At 68.7% G+C, this 17,590-nt stretch carries 16 protein-coding genes and 3 pseudogenes; 10 read left to right on the top strand and 9 right to left on the bottom strand.

The features are described 5' to 3' along the window. Window positions 1–134: 134 nt before the first annotated feature. On the bottom strand, window positions 135–1,799 hold the full coding sequence (locus FF041_RS26070) for a pentapeptide repeat-containing protein (protein WP_153525079.1): 1,665 nt from the start codon (window positions 1,797–1,799) through the stop codon (window positions 135–137). A gap of 555 nt (window positions 1,800–2,354) precedes the next feature. Between FF041_RS26070 and FF041_RS26075 the strand changes: the two are divergent. Both FF041_RS26075 and FF041_RS40140 read left to right on the top strand, forming a co-directional pair. Beyond that, window positions 2,355–2,465 (top strand): annotated as a pseudogene (locus tag FF041_RS26075) (NUDIX domain-containing protein); the annotation flags it as partial. Between the two features lie 641 nt (window positions 2,466–3,106). Then, complete coding sequence (locus FF041_RS40140) at window positions 3,107–3,751, top strand: hypothetical protein (protein WP_153525080.1); 645 nt, start codon at window positions 3,107–3,109, stop codon at window positions 3,749–3,751. A 484-nt stretch (window positions 3,752–4,235) separates the two neighbouring features. Here the strand turns inward: FF041_RS40140 and FF041_RS26085 are convergent, their stop codons facing one another. The 4 genes from FF041_RS26085 to FF041_RS38155 form a co-directional block, all read right to left on the bottom strand. Then, window positions 4,236–4,643, bottom strand: a complete 408-nt coding sequence (locus FF041_RS26085; protein WP_323392742.1) for a hypothetical protein — start codon at window positions 4,641–4,643, stop codon at window positions 4,236–4,238. Between the two features lie 286 nt (window positions 4,644–4,929). Further along, window positions 4,930–5,256, bottom strand: a complete 327-nt coding sequence (locus FF041_RS26090; RefSeq protein ID WP_323392744.1) for a hypothetical protein — start codon at window positions 5,254–5,256, stop codon at window positions 4,930–4,932. Further along, window positions 5,253–5,597: a hypothetical protein gene (locus FF041_RS26095; protein WP_153525109.1), complete on the bottom strand. Its 345-nt coding sequence runs from the start codon at window positions 5,595–5,597 to the stop codon at window positions 5,253–5,255. Before FF041_RS26095 ends, FF041_RS26090 begins: the two co-directional genes overlap by 4 nt. A gap of 43 nt (window positions 5,598–5,640) precedes the next feature. After that, complete coding sequence (locus tag FF041_RS38155) at window positions 5,641–5,862, bottom strand: hypothetical protein (RefSeq protein ID WP_194292181.1); 222 nt, start codon at window positions 5,860–5,862, stop codon at window positions 5,641–5,643. Window positions 5,863–6,713: 851 nt separating this feature from the next. Here FF041_RS38155 and FF041_RS26100 point away from each other — a divergent pair. Together FF041_RS26100 and FF041_RS26105 are read left to right on the top strand one after the other, a co-directional pair. After that, window positions 6,714–7,969 (top strand): annotated as a pseudogene (locus tag FF041_RS26100) (AAA family ATPase). Then, window positions 7,966–9,117 carry a ParB/RepB/Spo0J family partition protein gene (locus FF041_RS26105; protein ID WP_323392746.1) on the top strand — a complete coding sequence of 384 codons (1,152 nt, stop codon included), beginning with the start codon at window positions 7,966–7,968 and terminating at the stop codon, window positions 9,115–9,117. The pseudogene FF041_RS26100 and the gene FF041_RS26105 overlap by 4 nt, the downstream one beginning before the upstream one ends. A 418-nt stretch (window positions 9,118–9,535) precedes the next feature. Here the strand turns inward: FF041_RS26105 and FF041_RS26110 are convergent, their stop codons facing one another. Beyond that, entirely contained in the window at window positions 9,536–10,552 is a 1,017-nt protein-coding gene (locus FF041_RS26110) for a helix-turn-helix transcriptional regulator (RefSeq protein ID WP_323392748.1), read from the bottom strand. 63 nt (window positions 10,553–10,615) lie between these two features. Here FF041_RS26110 and FF041_RS26115 point away from each other — a divergent pair, with 63 nt between their 5' ends. Beyond that, window positions 10,616–11,002, top strand: a complete 387-nt coding sequence (locus tag FF041_RS26115) for a VOC family protein (RefSeq protein ID WP_153525082.1) — start codon at window positions 10,616–10,618, stop codon at window positions 11,000–11,002. A gap of 65 nt (window positions 11,003–11,067) precedes the next feature. On the opposite strand, the pseudogene FF041_RS39400 reads toward FF041_RS26115, so the two are convergent. Beyond that, window positions 11,068–11,247, bottom strand: a pseudogene (locus FF041_RS39400) (IS5/IS1182 family transposase); the annotation flags it as partial. Between the two features lie 237 nt (window positions 11,248–11,484). Here FF041_RS39400 and mobF point away from each other — a divergent pair. The 3 genes from mobF to FF041_RS38160 all read left to right on the top strand — a co-directional run bounded on the left by mobF (window position 11,485) and on the right by FF041_RS38160 (window position 15,250). Then, entirely contained in the window at window positions 11,485–13,431 is a 1,947-nt protein-coding gene (gene mobF, locus FF041_RS26120) for a MobF family relaxase (protein ID WP_153525083.1), read from the top strand. A 183-nt stretch (window positions 13,432–13,614) separates the two neighbouring features. Next, window positions 13,615–13,851, top strand: a complete 237-nt coding sequence (locus FF041_RS26125; protein WP_153525084.1) for a hypothetical protein — start codon at window positions 13,615–13,617, stop codon at window positions 13,849–13,851. A 376-nt stretch (window positions 13,852–14,227) separates the two neighbouring features. Next, entirely contained in the window at window positions 14,228–15,250 is a 1,023-nt protein-coding gene (locus FF041_RS38160) for a hypothetical protein (protein WP_194292182.1), read from the top strand. Between the two features lie 64 nt (window positions 15,251–15,314). Here FF041_RS38160 and FF041_RS26135 read toward each other — a convergent pair whose 3' ends face one another. Together FF041_RS26135 and FF041_RS26140 are read right to left on the bottom strand one after the other, a co-directional pair. Continuing rightward, window positions 15,315–15,488, bottom strand: coding sequence for a hypothetical protein (locus FF041_RS26135; protein WP_153525085.1), 174 nt, complete (start codon window positions 15,486–15,488; stop codon window positions 15,315–15,317). A 419-nt stretch (window positions 15,489–15,907) separates the two neighbouring features. Further along, on the bottom strand, window positions 15,908–16,459 hold the full coding sequence (locus tag FF041_RS26140; RefSeq protein WP_153525086.1) for a hypothetical protein: 552 nt from the start codon (window positions 16,457–16,459) through the stop codon (window positions 15,908–15,910). A 194-nt stretch (window positions 16,460–16,653) separates the two neighbouring features. Between FF041_RS26140 and FF041_RS39405 the strand changes: the two genes are divergently transcribed. Beyond that, window positions 16,654–17,508, top strand: coding sequence for a hypothetical protein (locus FF041_RS39405; RefSeq protein WP_153525087.1), 855 nt, complete (start codon window positions 16,654–16,656; stop codon window positions 17,506–17,508). Next, on the top strand, window positions 17,469–17,590 hold a 122-nt coding region (locus tag FF041_RS39410; RefSeq protein WP_407698197.1), incomplete at its 3' end, for a hypothetical protein. The genes FF041_RS39405 and FF041_RS39410, both read left to right, overlap by 40 nt.

Genomic DNA, 17,590 nt, shown 5'->3' on the forward strand with positions numbered 1-17,590 from the left:
AGCATCCAATGACACCAACCGACTTACACAAGATCCCTGACACGTCCCCATCCCTCGATGACGACCTTGGGAAGTATCGGCTCGGTGGATAGCGGTTGGGTGTTCAGTTTGCTGAACACTCTCGGGTCGGGTGATCAGCGTTTGATGCGTCCACGGATGGCGAGGACGGCAAGGGCGAGGAGCGCGGGTTCCAGGATGCGGGAGGCCATCTCGATGTAGGTGCCGGTGGTGGTGAGGTCCTGGCCGCTGGAGCGGAAGACCACAGAGTTGAGCGTGACGTTCAGGGCCTTGTCGAAGCGTTTGCTGGTGAACCTGTCCCCAGTGGGGTTCTTAGGGTCCTGCTTGTCGATGATGAAGGTGACGGTGCCGCCGCCCGCCGGGACGGTGCCGGTGGCTTCCTGTTTCGGGGACGACGTCGGCAGGCCGAAGGCCATCAGCAGCACGATGGTGCCGAGCATGGCGGCGGCGAGCCAGCCCAGGGCGCGGCCGGCGCGCAGGCCGTAGCCGGAGAGCAGCCAGTAGGCCCACAGCAGGCGGCGTTCGGCTTTCGGGGTGCCGGTGCGGTCGTGGCGGCGCATCTCGCACTCGCCGTAGTAGAAGTCGGCGGCGCCGGGTTCGTTCTTGCCATCCTCGAACGCCTTGCGGAGCTGCCGGTACAGGGGGGCGATGTCGTCGGGGTCGGGTGTCCGGGCGGGGTGGGGGTGGTGCGGGCCGGTGCGCCACCGGCGAGGCTCGGGCGGGGCGCCGACCGGTGTGGCGGGCTGTCCGGCGGTCTGCGCCCGCCAGTGCTGCTCCTCGGCCAGCGTGCGTCGGCGGGTCCAGCGGACCGGGGATATGCCTTTGCGGTGCCAGCCGGTGGGAGTGGAAGCCAGGGTGGTGCGGCCCTCCAGCCGGAGCTGGTCGAGGTGGAAGGCCCCGGAGAACAGGCAGTCGGACAGATCTGTGTCGGTCAGAACGAGATGCGCCGCATCCACTCCCTGCACCGACACCACCCGCACCGCTCCACTCCCCGGCAGCCCGCTCTCGTCCAGGATTCCGACATTTGGTCTGGTGAACGGGGTGGGATGGGCAATGACGGCGAGAGGGGCCTCCAACACCGCATGCCCAAGATCCACAGAAGCACGACGAACCCGGACGGTCGCGGTCGACTGCCAACGGGTCCGCGTACACCGCACCCATCTCGCCGCGATCTCCAACGTCACGGGCGCCTCGAACACCGCACCCGACAAATCCACCGTCGCCTCGCACACCACAGGCCCCCACCACGAAGCCGCCAAGAACTGCGCCCCGCCGAACCGGGCGGGGCCGGAGAACCGCGCCCCGCCGAACCGGGCATCGCCGGAGAACCGCGCCCGGTCGAACCAGGCGATGCGGGAGAATTGCGCCCAGTCGAACCAGGCTTCGCCGGAGAACCGCGCCTCGACGAACCAGCCGTCGTCGAACCGCGCCCCGCTGAACCAGGCGTCGCCGGAGAACCGCGCCTCGCTGAACCGGGCGGGGCCGGAGAACCGCGCCCCGCCGAACCGGGCGGTCCCGAGGTGGGGGTGTGTGGTGGTGGGGTCGCGGACGGTGTTGAGGAGGCGGTTGAGGAGGTCTTCGGTGAAGGGAGTACCGCGGTGGTCGATGTCGGCGCCGGGGGCCAAGCCGGCCAGGTAGGTGTCGCGGTCGGTGTCGGTCAGGTGGGCGAGGCAGGCGGTGTGGCCGGGGATCTGGATGCCGCGGCAGCCGACGGGATCGGTGGGGTCGGCGCCGTGGGCGCAGTGCGGCCAGTACGGTGCCGACGGCGAGGGTGTGCTCATGGGGTGGCGGCTCCAGGAGGGAAGAGTGCCGGGTTGCTGCCCGGCGGGTAGCGGCGGGGCGGGACGGAGGTGCGGGGTCAGTCGCGCGCGGGGCGGAACGGGTTGTACACGGTGTATGGGTTCTCGTTTCTCTCGCCGCGGCGAGAGAGCTCGGCCTGATAGGCGGTCCAGGCATCCGCGTCTTGACGGATGGACTGCGCGGGCGTGCCGGTCCGGGCGCAGAACTCGGCGTAACCGAGGTCCGGCTCAGCCAGTCGCTGGCTCCGCTCGCAGCTCGTTAACCGCCACGTGGCCCGCCGTACCCGCGCCAGCACCCGCCGCTCCCGACGGAACTTCCCCAGCCAGTCACCCCTCACCCGCCACAGCCTGCCAGCCTCACACGGCTCCGTACGGACCGTTCAGCAAACTGAACACCCAACCGCTACCCGCCACGGCGATACTCCCCAAGGCCGGATGACAGGCGGGTGTCCCTGAACTCGTCGGTGCAGAGCGCCCTGCTGCCCACTAACGCGCGGGTTCGCGCGACTGAGCGGCCAGAAATTCGCGAACCCGCCCGCTTTGCCCGGCGGCCACGTCGACCCCGGGGAGACGAGCCGCGCGGCGGCTGCCCGGGAGCTGGCTGAGGAGAGCGGCGTCCACGTGCCGCGAGTCCTGAGACCAGCAGGCATGTGAGCTTTCGCCGCTCGGGGTTCCTGTCAGGAGGCCGGGCCCCGGGCAGGGCACTGCCAGTCGGCCGTGTCGATCGCGTCGCCCTCCTCGTCACCGAGGTGGAAGCAGTTGCCGTTGACCCACACCGTGACTGAATCGGGCCGATGGTCGACCTGGAACGGCTCGTCAGCCTGCAGGGTTCCGGACCAAGAGCCATCCCCTGAAGGCGAGTGGGGGACAACGACGCAGGTCTGTGTCGGCAGGATCTGATGGACCTCTGCCCAGGGCTCCACAGTCAGTTCCAGCAGCGCCTCACCGTCGTTACAGAGCCGCAGCCGCGCAGTTCCCCCAGCGAACACTTCCGGTGCCCCTTCCTAGCTTCCGACGGACGATTCCGCGTCCAATCAGCGCCCTTGCGGGTGTCCACGCGCGATCCTCACACGCGCGATCAACTGATCCAAGCGGCTACGTCGCCTGAGCCACCACGGCACCTGCTGGAACGAAGCGTTCTCTGAGTCCGGAAAAGGGTCAGCGGACTTGCAGAACTGCTTGCCCGAGCACTCCGCGACCGCGGCCGTGAGGTCGAAGTCGAGCACCTCCATGCCCACCTGCCACACGTACTCAAGACGCCCGACACCACCCTCACCCAGGAGGCAACCTTGAAGCGCTGTCTTTTTCGCCGCTGCGGCCACGCGCCCGGCACCCTCTCCCCCGAGGACCAGGCCGTCGTCGACGCGTTCCGCGCGATGCTCGTCGCCGTACGCCAGCCCGAGCCCTGGACACTCGGCCGCGCCCAGGACATCGCCGTGAGAGTGGGCCCGTTCATCGAGCGCGCACACACGCGCCCGGGTGACGACCATGGCCCCGACCAGATCGCCGTCACCCTGCCCCACCCCGACACCTCGCACGCCGCCGCCCACCGCTACACCAACAACGGCTGGCTCCGCTGCGAGACGACCACGATCCTCGGTGTCTGGCAGCCGGCTTATGCGATGCTCACCCACGCTGCCGCGGGCCTGCCTCTTCCCGATGACGTCGGCATGCCCCCAGCGCACTACAGCGTCCACGTCGAAGCCCGCTGCAGTGACGGCACCAGCTACAGCCTGCTCCGCCTCGGGCCCTACACCCAGACCTGGCTCGCCTCCCGCGACGCCGACCGCCTCAGCACCGCGCTGGAAGGCAAGAGGGCCACCATCATCCCCGGCTTCACCATCACCGCGGACGCGCCGTTCGACGTCAGCGACCACGAGAGCTACGTCGTCCCGTACAAGGCCGAGGCCTCCGCATGCCGGGCTCGCACCTGAACACACCAAAGTGGCCTCTGCCACCCGGATTAAAAGTCCGGGCGGCAGAGGCCACTTTTGCATTTGCTGCTCAAGATCGCTCTTGCGTAATTGCGCAAGAACGATCTTGAGCAGCTCCCCGCAACTGTCCCGGCCGGATCGGATGTGAAGCAGGCGCGCAAGGCTGGCTGGCCCAAGTGTGAGAAGAAGCAGCCTCGTTACCGGGTCGTGCGTGGCCACGTCGGGAAGGTCCTGGAGCTCATCCCCGAGGGCGAGTAGCGCCACTGCCGCGCTCCCTCCCAGCGCGGCGTCTTCCTCTGGTCGAGGCTTCCCTGACTCAGCCGGCCTGACTGGCTTGAATGCTCCGCCACGTGTGGCGTCTCGTCATTACGCCGTAATGCTGTCGCGTCTCAACGGAGTTTGACCAGTCTCACCAAAGTTTGATCGCCGTGCGGTGGTGGGCTCGCCCCACGATCAACGAAGTCAGGCAAAGAGGAGCCACCCGCTACCGGCCTTCGGGGCCGGCGTCCCCGGCTCGCGCGGCGGCCGCTGGCTCCAGCAGGCACCAGCCGTCGACCTCTACCGCCCGCTGCTCCCCTGGCTGCCACCCACCGGCCAGCGCCACGTCGAGCAAAGCCCGGACGGCGCCCGGCTCGTGCAGGTTCAGGTCTTCACCCCGGATGAAGCCCACGTCCCCGGAGCCGAAGGGGGCGCCGCCCGGGACGTCCCGGCCGGGGCCGGCGGCGAAGACAATGCGCAGCGGGCCGCCGGTGCCGGCCGGTTGCGGGGACAGGGTCAGGGTTTGGCGGCAGTCCACGGACCGGCCGGCGGTTCGGTGGCTGTGGCGCATCGTCCACATGTACACGCGCCCGTTGGCGACCAGCCGGCGGGGCTTCTTCGAATGGCGAGGCACGCGGCCGAGGGTACGCGGCCTGATCTACGAGACCCCTGTCCCGTCTCATTCGATCTTGCAGGGGCGAGGCCGTTGACCTGCGGGGTGACAGGTTCAACTGCGACTTACTGGGGGCAGCGCCGAGGCGTCGCGAAGACCCGTGGGCGGTGCGGTTGGCGCGTCTCATGGATCATGGCGAGGGTGATGCCGCCTGAGCAGGACCTTGTCAGGTTGGCGAGACGCTTGGCGGCCGGTTTCGCATTGGAGATGACAGTTTCCTGGTCGGAAGCCGCAGTAATGGACGTGCTCAGGAAGAGGGGCGCCGCTGACGATCCTGAAGCTCACCGCGGGCGGTCGACCAAACGATCTCGAACTCATCGGCCGACAACGACTGCGGGTCGTGCCCTTCCCACTCGGAGATGGGTGGTTCCGCGGTCAGACCGTAGACGCTCTCGTACTCAGCTGACCGACCGTCTCTTTGGGCTTCTTGCCACTCGGCCAGCGAGGCAGCGGTCAGAGCCTTGCTTCCTGGCTCCTGCAACTCGACTTGCCGGATCACATAGCCATCGGCGTCCAGCTCGAAGTAGAACCAGACGGCCTCCTCGCCCCAGAAGCAGCGAACCCAGGTCGTCACGGGTTCACCGCGTCGAAGGGCTCGTCGTGCCAGCGCCAGCCGGCGGTGCCGTCGTCGTGGATGTGCAGCATGAACTCGGCGACCGGGCCGCTGTCGGGAAACGTCAGGGTGAGCGCACTGCGGATCTGGATGTAGCAAGCATCGGCCCGCTCCCAGTCCTCCTCGTCGACAGCCCGCTCTTGCTCACTGAAGAGGGGACGGAACTCTTCAAAACCAGGAAGTGTCTCGACATCGGCGTGCGTCCAGGGCATATCGGCGCCAGTCACGGTCAGCCGGGCAATCTCCTTGTCGCCGTGGTGGAGCCGCCAGATACCACCGGTGGTCAAGTTCGGGTTGGTCATGTCTCCCATGATGACGATCGACACTGACAGGCGGGCAGTGAGATCACCGCCCCTTCCCGATCGTGGCGACGACCATCTCATGCAGCGGAAGCTGATGGGGTGCGATGTTGAGTCGCTGTGCCGCTTCGGTCGGCAGTTGGGGATGGTCTCGCCAGAATGCCGAGGCGAACAGGCCGCTGAGAGCGACGGCTTCGGGGTAGGTGGCCAGCTCGATCCGTGCGTCGGAGGGACGGTGGGGATCACCGAACTGGTCCTCGCCCAGCAAGTCGAGCCGACGGTTCCACCTCTGCCAAAGCGGCTCACCACTGCTCTCGACGGGAACTCACGTACCGGAGCGACCTTCTCGAAGGCCAGCTCCGGCCCGTCCGCCAGCGATCCGCGGACCTTGACCCCGCCTTGAACCCAGGCCACCTCGAAATCAGCTGCCCTGCCCCTGCCGCTCTGCGGCTCCCCTTGATCATCCACACCAGGACGATGTCCACCGGAATGAGACAAGTCACCTTGTCCCGTCTCAAATGATCTGGTTCGGTGCCATGGTGCTGACCTGCGGCAACCAGATCGAGTGAGACGCTCGGCTGAGGCGAATCTCAGACGATCTGGTCCGCGAACGCACTTCACGGACGTGGCGAACAGGTGTGCGCTGCATCTGACCTGCTCGTCTCAAGCGATCTGGTCCGCCAACCCGAATCGGACCGGACCTCTTGAGACACGGACCAGTTCGACAGAGACGGGACACACCTGTAGCGAGACAAGAGCCACCCCAAAGCGGGACACCGTCTCACTCAAACCTGTCCCAGCCCCGTACACCGCACGTTCGATACTCAGCTCACTGCGATAAGCCGCGATTCGATGCGACGGGACACCAGCCAGCTTGCTTGGTCAAAGTTCGATGAGACGAACAGGCCAGTCGTCAATCTTCGGTGAGACCGGTGAAGCTTCGCTGAGGCAGGACAAATGCTCGGTCCGCGTAGCTGCCGGACAAGGTCGCTCAGCGCGCCTCCATTACGGCGTAATACTGGAAGCTGCTCCTGTTTGCCCCGGTTGCAGTCAATCGAAGTCTCCACTTGCTAACGCGTCGTCGCATCAGACGATCTTGAGTGTTAGTAAGGTATCCCCATGACATCGCCCAACCCAGGCGACCGGGAAAAGGTCGTATCCAAGCTCCCAGCCGGGCTGCAGCAGAAACTGAAGATCCGCACCGCTCAACACAGCATCGACATCCAGCACGCGGTCGAGGCCGGCATCACGGCATGGCGCGGGCTGGGCGCGAACCTCTCCCCCATCGACACCGCAGGCGCCAAGTCCTTCTCCACCTGGCTTCCCCCAAGCCAATGGGAAGCGTTCCGCGCCGACTGCGCCGCCCGCGGCGTCTCACTCGTCCAGGGACTGTCTCAGTCCGTCCAGCTCTGGCTCGACAAGAACCCGGCACCCCACGTACAGCGCCCCGTCGTCGTCAGACGCCTGGTCATCTGCAACCAGAAAGGAGGCGTCGGGAAGACGGCCATCACAGCGGGTACAGGCGAAGCGCTCGCTGAGGACCCGGAGCGACTGCATCCCGTCCGTGTCTCCAAGTATCTCGCGGATGCCCGTGCGAACGCCGAGACAGGCACCGAAGCCATTGACGACGACCCTCTCGACTACGAGGACCTTCCAGGACTCGGGCTGCGCGTCCTCCTGGTCGACTTCGACCCCCAGTGCCACCTCACCAAACAGCTCGGTCACGAGCCTCTCCCCCTCGACGGCGACAGCCTCACCAAACACATGGCCGGCGAAGGCAAGGGAGACATCCACGACCTCGTCGTCACCGTCGAAGACGATCTCTTCGGTGACCGGTTGCACCTCCTCCCCGCGTGCACAGACGCCTTCCTCCTGGACGTGAAACTCTCCGGAGTGCGCGCACGCGAAGCCGCGCTCGAGCGGGCACTCGCACCCCTTGAGCAGGACTACGACGCCATTCTCGTGGACTGCCCACCAAGCCTCGGCCTGAGCATGGACGCCGCCGCGTACTACGGACGAAGGCGCCCCGAAGAAGAGCCGGGCAACTCCGGAGTGCTGGTCGTCGTCCAGGCTGAGGACAGCTCCGCCGACGCCTACGGCCTGCTGACCTCACAGATCGAAGACCTCCGCAGCGACATGGCCCTAGAACTCGACTACCTCGGCATCGTCGTCAACCACTACGACGCCCGCCGCGGCTACATCGCCACCTCCTCCCTCGAGAACTGGATGGAGATAAAGGATCCGCGGGTCGTCGGCCTCATCGGAGACCTGAAGAACAGAAAGAGGCCGTACGGATGAAGCGCCCGCTGCTCGCCTACGCACCCCGCTGCGGGCAGTCCGTCGCAATGCGCGCCCTGGCCAGGGAGATCTCGTGAGCAAGGCATCCCAACTCGGCAGCGGCGCATCCTTCCAGCAGGCCCGGACCGTCAGCCCGCGCCGACAGGCAATCAACGACGCCACCAAAGCACCCACCACAGGCACACTCCCCCCGGTGGAACTGCCCGTCGACAGCATCAGCCTCAACCCGGCCAACCCCCGGTCCGAACTCGGCGACCTGACCCAGCTCGCCGGAAGCCTGCGCGACCACGGTCAGAAGACCGCCATCAGCATCATGTCCCGCTTCGCCTACGTCGAGGCCAACCCCGGCCAGGAGCACCAGCTGGAACCGGGCAGCAAGTACGTCGTCATCGACGGCAACTCCCGCCTGGCTGCGGCGCGGGAAGCCGCCCTGCCCACGATCAAGGTGATGCTCGACGAAGCGCTCGGCAGCAACCCCGATCAAATACTGGAATCAGCGCTGGTCGCGAACATCCACCGGCAGGACCTCGACCACCTCGACGAGGCACGGGCCCTGGAACAGCTGATGAAGGTACACGGCACGCAGGAGGCACTGGCCGCCCGCCTGCACAGATCACAGGGCTGGGTCTCACAGCGCCTTGCGCTCCTCACCCTGACTCCCGAACTGCAGCGGAGGCTCGAAGCAGGCGAGGAGCCTGCGGAACTGCTCCGGAGCGTTGGAAGCAAGAAGCCGGAAGAGCAAGAGGCGCACTTGCAGCGTCTGAAGGAGAAGAAGCGCCAGAGCACAGCGAAGAAGTCCGGCAGACCCCAGACGGAACCGAACAGGGAATCACCTGTTGACCGACAGGGCCAGGCCGAATCCGCGCAAACCGCAGCCGTGTCCGCGAAGGAGACCAGCGATCATTACGCCGTAATGAACCGAACGACCGACGCGCCGAGCACCGTGAGAACGGGACCGGCGACGATGGCTGTCCCCGACCCTCGTGCTGCGAACGACGAACCTCAGATCAGAATGCCATGGTCCGACGGGGCAGCCCTCATGGAGGCGGCCTTCGCACGTCTGGAGCCAGCCCAGCGCAGCGCCTTCATCCTGCACTACTTCAAGATCAGCCGCGGAGTGGACGACGTCATCGCGGACATGAGAGGAACCTTGACCCGGCAGGAGCGTTCCTCGCTGGCGGCCATCCTCCAGCAGGTCTCCACCAGCCTCCTGGCGGACGTATAGAGACCGGCCCTGAAGCCCTTGCACGCCACCAGTGGAGTGCAAGGGCTTGGGATCAGCAGCTCCAGAGTGACGGGGGTACGTCCCGCGCACAGCCGCGGGATGCCGAGAAGGCTCTGGAAGATGTCGGCGGCGGACCTGCGGGACTCGCTGCGCTTGACCGGGTGGTGCTCGTTGGTGCCCAGAGTGAGGTTGGTAAAGCCCACGTTCTCCGCCAGGTCCACTGTGCTGCGAGTGATCTGCCACCGCGAGTCCTCGACGCGGACCGCGAACCCGACACGGCGGCAGGCCAAAACAGCCGACATCAGTTTCATGCCCTTCACACCCAGCGCCTCTGCCCGCGCCTTCCACTCGCCCGCTGCCGACCGAGCGCTTGAGGCCTCTTGCTCGGCCCGTCGCTTCGCACTACGAACAGGCCCGATCAGTAGCGCGTCGTGCTGTTCATCGGGGTTCGGCGCTCGTTTTCCTGCACGTCACCACCAGGACCGTTCGCGTTGTCCTCGAAGAGTTCCCGGGTACGACGCAGCAGGGCTTGCCGTACAGCGTCCGGTGACAGGACTCGCAGGGGTGTGGCCAGGCTGAGGAGGTACCCGGCGAGCCCGTCCGCGTCGGGGCCGCCGATGTCGACGATCGTGGCGTCGGGGCCTTCGGGACGGTGGGCGCCGACCGTCGCAGGAATCAGCCGCAGTGCTTCGTCCAGGGACACTGGGAGACGGATCGTGGCAGACAGTGGGTAGGGGCCGGTCGCGACGGAGCGGGAGACGAGCAGCGCCGGGTCGGGTGGGTCGATGAGTTCCACCGGGTGCCCGGTCGGCTGCAGTCGGTCGACCCTGTCGGCTCGGAAGGTTCGCCATTGGCCCCGCGTCACGTCCCGGGCGACGAAATACCATCGGCGGCCGGTGTGGACGAGGCGGTACGGGTCGATATCCCGAACCGTGACTTTTCCTTCCCAGTCGCGGTACGACAGTCGGGCACGGTCGCCCCGGCGGCACGCGGCGGCCAGTTCCAGCAGCGTGCCGGGCTTGATTTGCGGCTCGTCGGGTCTGGGGGTGTGGACGAAGGCGTCGTCCATCTCGCCCAGCCGGTGGGCGATGCGCTGGGGCAGAACCTGTCGCAATTTCAGCAGCGCAGACAACGCGGCCTGGTCGCTGCCAAGGGCACCGCTCAGCGCGGCCTCGCGCAGTCCGACGGCCACGGCGAGTGCTTCTTCGTCATCGAGGATCAGCGGAGGAACCCGGGCTCCGGCGCGGAGGCGGTAACCGCCCCATGGTCCCGGGGCAGACTCGACGGCGTAGCCGAGTTCCCGCAGCTTGGCGATGTCCCGCCGCACCGTGCGGTCGGTGACCGCCATCCGGTCGGCCAGCTCACCACAGGTCCACGACGACCGGGCGGCCAGCAAGGAGACCAGTCTCAGCAGGCGAGCGGATGCGCTGATCACGTTCTGGAGTGTTCCACATGACCAGGACCGAATCTGTCCTGGATCCGCTCTAGGGTCCTCTTCATGAGCACGGAAAACATCTCCGCACCCACGTTCCGATACTCGGCCGTCACCTTCGACTGCCCGGACCCCGCCGAGCTAGCCCGCTTCTACGGCGAGGCCCTCGGCCTGCCCGTCGTCTTCTCCACCGACGACTTCGTCCTGCTCGGCCAGGAGGGCGCGGCCGGGCTGGGATTCAACCGGCTGACCGACTACCGCCGTCCCACCTGGCCGGACCCTGCCCAGGGGAAGCAGGCCCACATCGAGCTGGGAGTCGACGACTTGGACGCCGCCCAAGCCCGGTTGCTCGCCCTGGGGGCCGGCAAGCCCGACTTCCAGCCGGACCCCGACCGGTGGCGGGTCCTGCTGGACCCCGCAGGCCACCCGTTCTGCATTTCCACCCTGGTCTGAGCAGAAGAGACTGCACGTCTTCCAGGCGGCTGACGTACCTGATCACCTAGCGCCTGCTTCATTGGTCATGACCGGAGCCAGATGAAGAGTTCGGCGGCGGTGACGGTGCCCAGGAAGACGTACCCGCGCTTGTCATAGCGGGTGGCGACGGCTCTGAGCTTATTGATCGCCCGCTCGCCAGTGTTGCGCCTCTTGCATCGCTCTTTGTCGAAGCCCGGAGGCCGTCCGCCGCGTCCGCCTCGCCGGTGGAGGAGCGGTACGTAGGTGTACGCGTTGTGGCGATAAAGTCGTCTGCTTACTGTTTTTGAGGCTGGTGAGGCGTGTGCCGCGCAGCATTTGCATGGCCCGGTCGGTGTCCGCCCGGCGGGCGTGACGCCGCCGCTGGCTCCCGCGGTACGGGATGGGCGGTGAACGTTCGGTGAACCCTCCCGCCTCACGGGATCGCGCTTTTCCGCAGGTCAGAGCGGGTGTCCTCTGGGGTGATGCTGAGTGTCGCGAAGATTCAGAGGCGTAATGCGTGGCGGTACTTCGTGCGCGGAGTCGCGTTCGGGGATGGCCGTCGTCCGGTCGGTCAGTCGCTGAGGGACGCCCAGGAGCGGGCGGGGATCCCGCCGGGGGTGTGGTGGGGGCGCGGTCTGCCCGGCCTCGGGCTGACCGCGGGGGCGGTGGTGACGGAACGGCAGCTGGAGCTGCTGTTCGGGGAGATGCGGCATCCGGATGCGGACCGCATCGAGCGGGAGCGCCTGGCCGACGGGGTCACCCCGGCCGCGGCGCGGTTGGCGACGGTTCTGGGGCAGCCGGTCGAGGAGATCGAGCAGCGGGACGCGATCCCGTTGCTCGGGCTGGAGTTCGTGGTCCGGCCGCAGGCGTCGCTGCTCGTACTGTGGGTGCTGGGTGACGATCACACCCGGGAGGTGATCGAGCGGGCTCACGCGCGGGCCGTCGCGAAGGTGCTGCGGTGGCTGGAGGACGAGGTCGCGGAGATCCGCTGGGCCTCGGGCAGGGAGCGGGCCAAGCCGCCGGGCCTGGTGGTGGCGGCGTTCCGGCACTTCGACAACCGCGACGGCTTCCCCTTGCTCCACCACCACCTTTTGATCCTGAACCGGGCCCAGCGCGCGGATGGCTCCTGGTACGCGCTCGACACCCGTCGCCTCTACCGGCACGCGGTGGCCGCGGGGACGCTCTACACCCTCGCCATCACGACCGAGGTGTGCGAGGAACTCGGTCTGGCGACGGTGCCGCGGGAGGTGACGCCCGGGTTGCGGCCGGTGATGGAGATAGCCGGGGTCGACACCGAGCTGATCGAGTGGAAGTCGACCCGCCGCGCGCGGATCGAGGACGCTCTGGAGACGATCACCGACCAGTACGTCAAGGAGCACGGGCGGCTGCCGGACGAGCGCGCCCGCCACGGACTCGGTTGGTGGGCGGCGCAGGACACCCGCCCGGACAAGAAGACTCCGAAACCTCTGGCGCAGCTGCTGGCGTGGTGGCGCGCGTCCGCGATCCTGAACTTCGGCAAGGCGGTGATCGCCGGGCTGCTGGAACGCTGCCGCGCCGCCGCCGCGGTGATCCGGGCCCGGGTGCGCCCGCTGGTGGACACCGCGCTTGCCGCGCTCGATGTCGCCGCCGTCGTCTACGCCGTCCGCAACGCCTTTGCCCGACGCCACGTCCTTGCCGAGGCCCGGCGTCATCTGCTGGAGACCCTGCGCGGCCGGGCCTACCCGCCCGGCCTCGATGACTACATCGCCGACCAGGCCCTCGCCCGCCACAGCCGCCGGCTCACCGTCCCCCAGCCCGGGCACCGTGCCCCGGCACCCGATTTGATCACCTACACCGCCGACTTCCCGTGGCCCGCCCGCTGGTTCATCGCCGGCACCGACGGCAAACCCCGCTCGGCGACCCGGTACGAGCGGGCCAAAGTCGCCAGCCTCGCCCTGCAGAACGCGATCCGCGCCGCCCGCACCGCGCCCCCTCCGGTGCGGGACGGTGCCCCGGCCGCGACCACGCCGCCCGCGCACACCGACGACCGTCACCACCACGACGACCGGGCGGCGGCCGGTCCGCCGCACGCCGTCGACCACCCGGACCGGGACGCCGTACTCACCCCGGTACAGCGGGCCGTCGCCGTCCACGCCCACCAGCAGGCGGCGATGCCCCAGGAGTACGCGGAGGGTCGGACAACCGACCCGGCGACGTGGACGACCGCCCCGGAACGCCTCGCTGCCCTCGCCAAACTGACCGCTGCCACCGAGGCCCGCAAACGCAGCCTCCCCGAAGCGGACGCCGGCCGTCGTGCACTGGCCGACGGGGAACTCCCGGGCCCGGCCGCCGAACAGCGGCCCGCCCCGCGCCGCAGGCAGGAGCACGAGCACCCGCAGCAGCCCGGCCACGACCACGGCCAGAACCAGGGCCGGGGAGTTCAGCCGTGACGGCCGGGACTGTCGCGCCGCCCGGCGGTACTGCTGCCGGGCAGCGGGAGACCGCCTGGCGGGACGGGGACCGAAGTCACCGTGCCGGCTGTCGGGACGCGGCCGGGCGCCCGCCCCCGCGGCCATCCGGGAGAGGCGAGGGTGCGGTGGAACCGATTCCCTTCTTGAGCGCCGGAGGCTCGCATGGCTGATCCGACTCTGCCCCGCGTCACAGCGGAGTACCTGAAGCAGCTCGCCGAGGACTTGGACCGGCGTATCGAGCGCCTGGAGCAGCTCGCCGACGCGTCCCGGCTGCGCCGGGCGCTGTACCCGGTGGCGGAACCGCCCCCGGCCGGACGCCCGCGCCGGTTCTCCCGGCAGTACCCCGGCGGCCGGCCGAACCCGTGGCGCACCATGCGCCTGCGCCGCCGCCGGCGGTGAAGTACGGGGCATCCCGGCATCCGGTGTCCGCGGTGACGATGTTGTGCACCCGCCCCGCACCGTGCCCGGCGATGTCGTGCACTCCCCGGGGCGCGCACGATGCACCGCACCGAGCGCATCCGGTGCACGCGTGCGGGACCATTCGGGGGAACTACGGGGCCGTCAACTGGGGAACGCGCTGCCGTGTTCGCTAGGGTCCTGTCCGGCCAGCCGCGTACTGCCGATCACTGCCGCTCCCGGGTCCACGCCGTCCTGGGTGTGGGTGGTCAAGGTCTTTCGAGGCCCGCGTTCCCAGCTCTCTCCGCTCGCCCTGTATCTGTGGCAGTCGTATGAGCCGGTATCGGGGGCGTGGCCCGGCCGGCAGGGGAAATACGTCATGCCGAAGAAGCAGCACACCGCCGCGCAGAAAGCCCGCAACGACGCACGCAGCGGCACGAAGTACACCGAGGCACTGCGCGCCCGCACCGATGAGACGGACGCCCCGCAGGGCGCTCACGTTGTGCGGTTCCTGGCCGAACGGTCGGGGAACCTCTTCCCCCTCGTCGGCGGGATCGCGGCGGCCTGGGCACACAACGGGCAGCGCGTCCTGCTGCTGGAGGAAGCCAACGACCACTGGATGTGGAACTTCCGGCACCCCGGCCGCAGCCGAAGGAAGCAGGAGCCGCCCGCCCCGCCCGAGCCGAAGACCACCACGCTGTGGACCTCACCGTCGTGCCCCGGCGCCCTGGTGGTCCACACCTGCCTGTGGGAGACCCGCGGGCAGACGAAGGAAGGCAACCGCGGCTTCCCGCAGAGGGACCGCGGCCCTTTGCAAGCAGCGGTGAGCGACGCTCGCGGCGCATACGACGTGATCGTCATCCTCCCCCAGGGAGGATGGGCCTACCCCGACCGGGAGATGGCCACGGCGCACGCCGTACTCGCCGAAGTGCACGACTTCCCCCACACCGACTGCCGGGTCGTGCTGCCCGGCACCCTCGAAGACCGAGGCATCCCGCTGAACCCCGAGCAGAGCGCCGCCGTGCTGCGGGAACGCTGCCTCTCCTTCCTCTTCGGCTCACCCCACCTGCCGGTCCTGCTCGACGGAGTGGTCTGGCAGTCGAACCGGACACTGCCCGTCGACGCCGCGTACCTGGCGGGCATCGACCGCGACATGACCCGCGCCGGACTGCGCACCCTCGGCTGGACAACGCAGAGGAGCCTCACCTCACACAGGGAACTTCCCGAGCCCGCCCGGCTCCAGGACCCCGAGTTCGTCCAGCCGTACCGGCAGATCGCTACGCGACTGCGCACCGCACTCGACAGCCGCCCGGCCCGAAACAGAGCGGACATGCTGCCGACCGCGCCACAGGACCGGATTGCCGGGAGCAGGGCCGCAACTGGTTCTACGCTCCCGGCATGACGCGACGAATCGGCCGAGGCGGGCGCAAAGGACAAACCCACACCGCCACGCCCAAGCTGCGCTCCTACGACATCGCACCGGCCTCCGCGGTCACGGTGACCAGGGCCGACGGCACGCGGGAGACGCTGCCTGCCCAGCCCGCGAGAAAGTCCGCCGGCCCGCCGACGGTGAAGTCCCGCAGACGCGGGCCCCTGGTCTGCGCGATGTGCGGCAACCCGATCGAGGGACGTTCCGACAAAGGCCGGGGCCAGGGCGTCCGAGGCAAACCCGTCCACCCCGCCGGCCAGTGCCCCGCAGAAGACCCACCCGCCCGCCGGGCACCCCGTGATCCCGCCGCAGCCCTGCCGCGAACCCGGGGCGGCACCGGCAATCCCTACAAGAGCCCGAACACACGAGCCGTCCCGCCAGACCTCTGGTTGAAGATCACCTGCCCCCGCTGCCAGGCCGGCCCCGGCGCCCGCTGCCGAGTCAGCACCATCCAGGGAAGAGCGAAGACGTCCTCGATCCCCCATCAGGAACGCACCCAGACCCTCCGCCGCGCTCTCGCCGCCGCCGGACGGCGAACCAGGAACAGTCCGTAGCGCACGGCACCGGCTGGATCCAGAACGGCCCGCCGGATGAGGTCCCCTCGGCCCTGACCTCACCCAGCGGCCGTGGTCAGAGGCGGCCCGCCGGTGCAGCGCTGAGTTCGTCGACGATGGCCCGCAGGACTTTGTCTCCGGCCTGCGCGGTCGTGGTGTTCACGGGGACCACGACGCCGACCACCAGATGCTGCGGGGTACCGGTCAGGAGGGCGGGGGCGGGCTCGGTGGTGACGATCCGCAGCATGTCGTGGTCGGGGGACCCTTCGATGCGGTAGCCGTCGGGGAGGCGGGACAGCCAGGCGTGGTCGACCGCGACCGGCTGCCCGTCGACCGCGCCGATCCGCACACCGCCCGTGGTCCAGTTCGACCACCTCACCGGGCTCCAGCCGGGGCCCGGGGCCGGGAGGACGCCGGTGAGGTCGGGGTGATCGTCGCCGAGATGCACCGGGACGGTGTGCTTGCGGATCCGCCACTGCCCGTCCTTGTGCACCACGTCCGGGTCGAGACCGTCGATCAGCCGCATGTCCAGAGCAACACGACCGTCGGTGATCCGGTCGCCGTGAACCCACACCGCGTCCTTGTTGACCACCCAGTCACACAGCCGTTCTCTCGCCACCGACCCCATGGGTACTCCCTGCTCAAATTCAACGATTCACCTCACCGTAGCCGCCGCCTTCCTGTCTGCTCCGGTCGGATTTTTTATCCACAAGTGCCCCGGAATTCGCTGAAATCTATGCACAGGTCCCTTGTTTTACGGTCGTGTCCGCTTCTGGGTGTTGGGTGCCCGGACATCGACAGCACGGCTGAGAGGGCACAACCATGGGGCAGAGCAGGTTCGACCGGCAGGTGGAGGAGACGGCCGGGTCGCTGGTGGTCGGGATCGGGAAGATCCTGGCCGGGCGTGACCTGGACGGGGTCCGCCGGACGGACGCGACGTTCTGGCGGGCCGGGACCCGCATCCTGCCGAAGACCGAGGGCAGGGTGCCCAGTCGTTCGTACCGGGCGGGGTGGCAGCGTCTGGCCTCCCGCATGGCGGTCGGGGGAGCGATCGGTGGAAGCGGCTACCTGACCACCCAGGACCTCGATGCCACCGAGCGGACCGTCCGTGAGCTGTGGGAGAACCGGGACCAGGTGCTCGCCACGCTGGAGACGGGCGGGATCACCGCAGGGTCCGCGACCGCGGTGGGCGGGATCGCGTACGGGGTGCTGACCCGGGAGCGGCGCGAGCTGCGGCGGGAGTGGGTCGAGCCTCTGCATCAGGCACTCGCCGGTCCGCTGGGCATCGCCGATCAGACCGACACGGGCCGCTACCTCCACATACCGAAGAACTTCTCCGACGAGGACGCCCGGATACGGGTCGACCTGCCCACGCACCTGCGGTTCTCCCGCGACGTCGTCGCCGACGTCATCACCCAGAAGCTCGCCCTGGAGGGCGTCACCTTCTCCTGGCACCCTGCGGGCCGGAAGCCGCACGTCCTGGTGAAGAAGACCCGCCGCCCCCCCCGGCGAAGGCCGCGTTCAGGAACCCCAAGACGCGCGAGCTGGTCGCGAAGGCGGCGGAGTCCGCCCCGGTCATCGGGATCGGGGCCGGCGGCCGGGTCGTCTCCGTCGACCTGGACGCCGAATCCCCTCACATCCTCGTCAACGCCTCCACGGGCGGCGGCAAGTCAGTGACCCTGCGGTGCATCGCCTGCCAGATGCTCCACCGCGGCTCGCTCGTGTTCATCCTCGACACGAAGCGGATCTCCCACCCCTG

Source organism: Streptomyces jumonjinensis, assembly GCF_009600885.1.
Lineage (GTDB): Bacteria > Actinomycetota > Actinomycetes > Streptomycetales > Streptomycetaceae > Streptomyces > Streptomyces jumonjinensis.

Excerpts from the sequence above, each read along its gene's own strand:
- FF041_RS26070 (WP_153525079.1), bottom strand. The coding sequence starts at position 1,799 with ATGAGCACACCCTCGCCGTCGGCACCGTACTGGCCGCACTGCGCCCAC.
- FF041_RS26095 (WP_153525109.1), bottom strand. The coding sequence starts at position 5,597 with ATGACCAACCCGAACTTGACCACCGGTGGTATCTGGCGGCTCCACCAC.
- FF041_RS26115 (WP_153525082.1), top strand. The coding sequence starts at position 10,616 with ATGAGCACGGAAAACATCTCCGCACCCACGTTCCGATACTCGGCCGTC.
- mobF (WP_153525083.1), top strand. The coding sequence starts at position 11,485 with ATGCTGAGTGTCGCGAAGATTCAGAGGCGTAATGCGTGGCGGTACTTC.
- FF041_RS26125 (WP_153525084.1), top strand. The coding sequence starts at position 13,615 with ATGGCTGATCCGACTCTGCCCCGCGTCACAGCGGAGTACCTGAAGCAG.
- FF041_RS38160 (WP_194292182.1), top strand. The coding sequence starts at position 14,228 with ATGCCGAAGAAGCAGCACACCGCCGCGCAGAAAGCCCGCAACGACGCA.
- FF041_RS26140 (WP_153525086.1), bottom strand. The coding sequence starts at position 16,459 with ATGGGGTCGGTGGCGAGAGAACGGCTGTGTGACTGGGTGGTCAACAAG.
- FF041_RS39405 (WP_153525087.1), top strand. The coding sequence starts at position 16,654 with ATGGGGCAGAGCAGGTTCGACCGGCAGGTGGAGGAGACGGCCGGGTCG.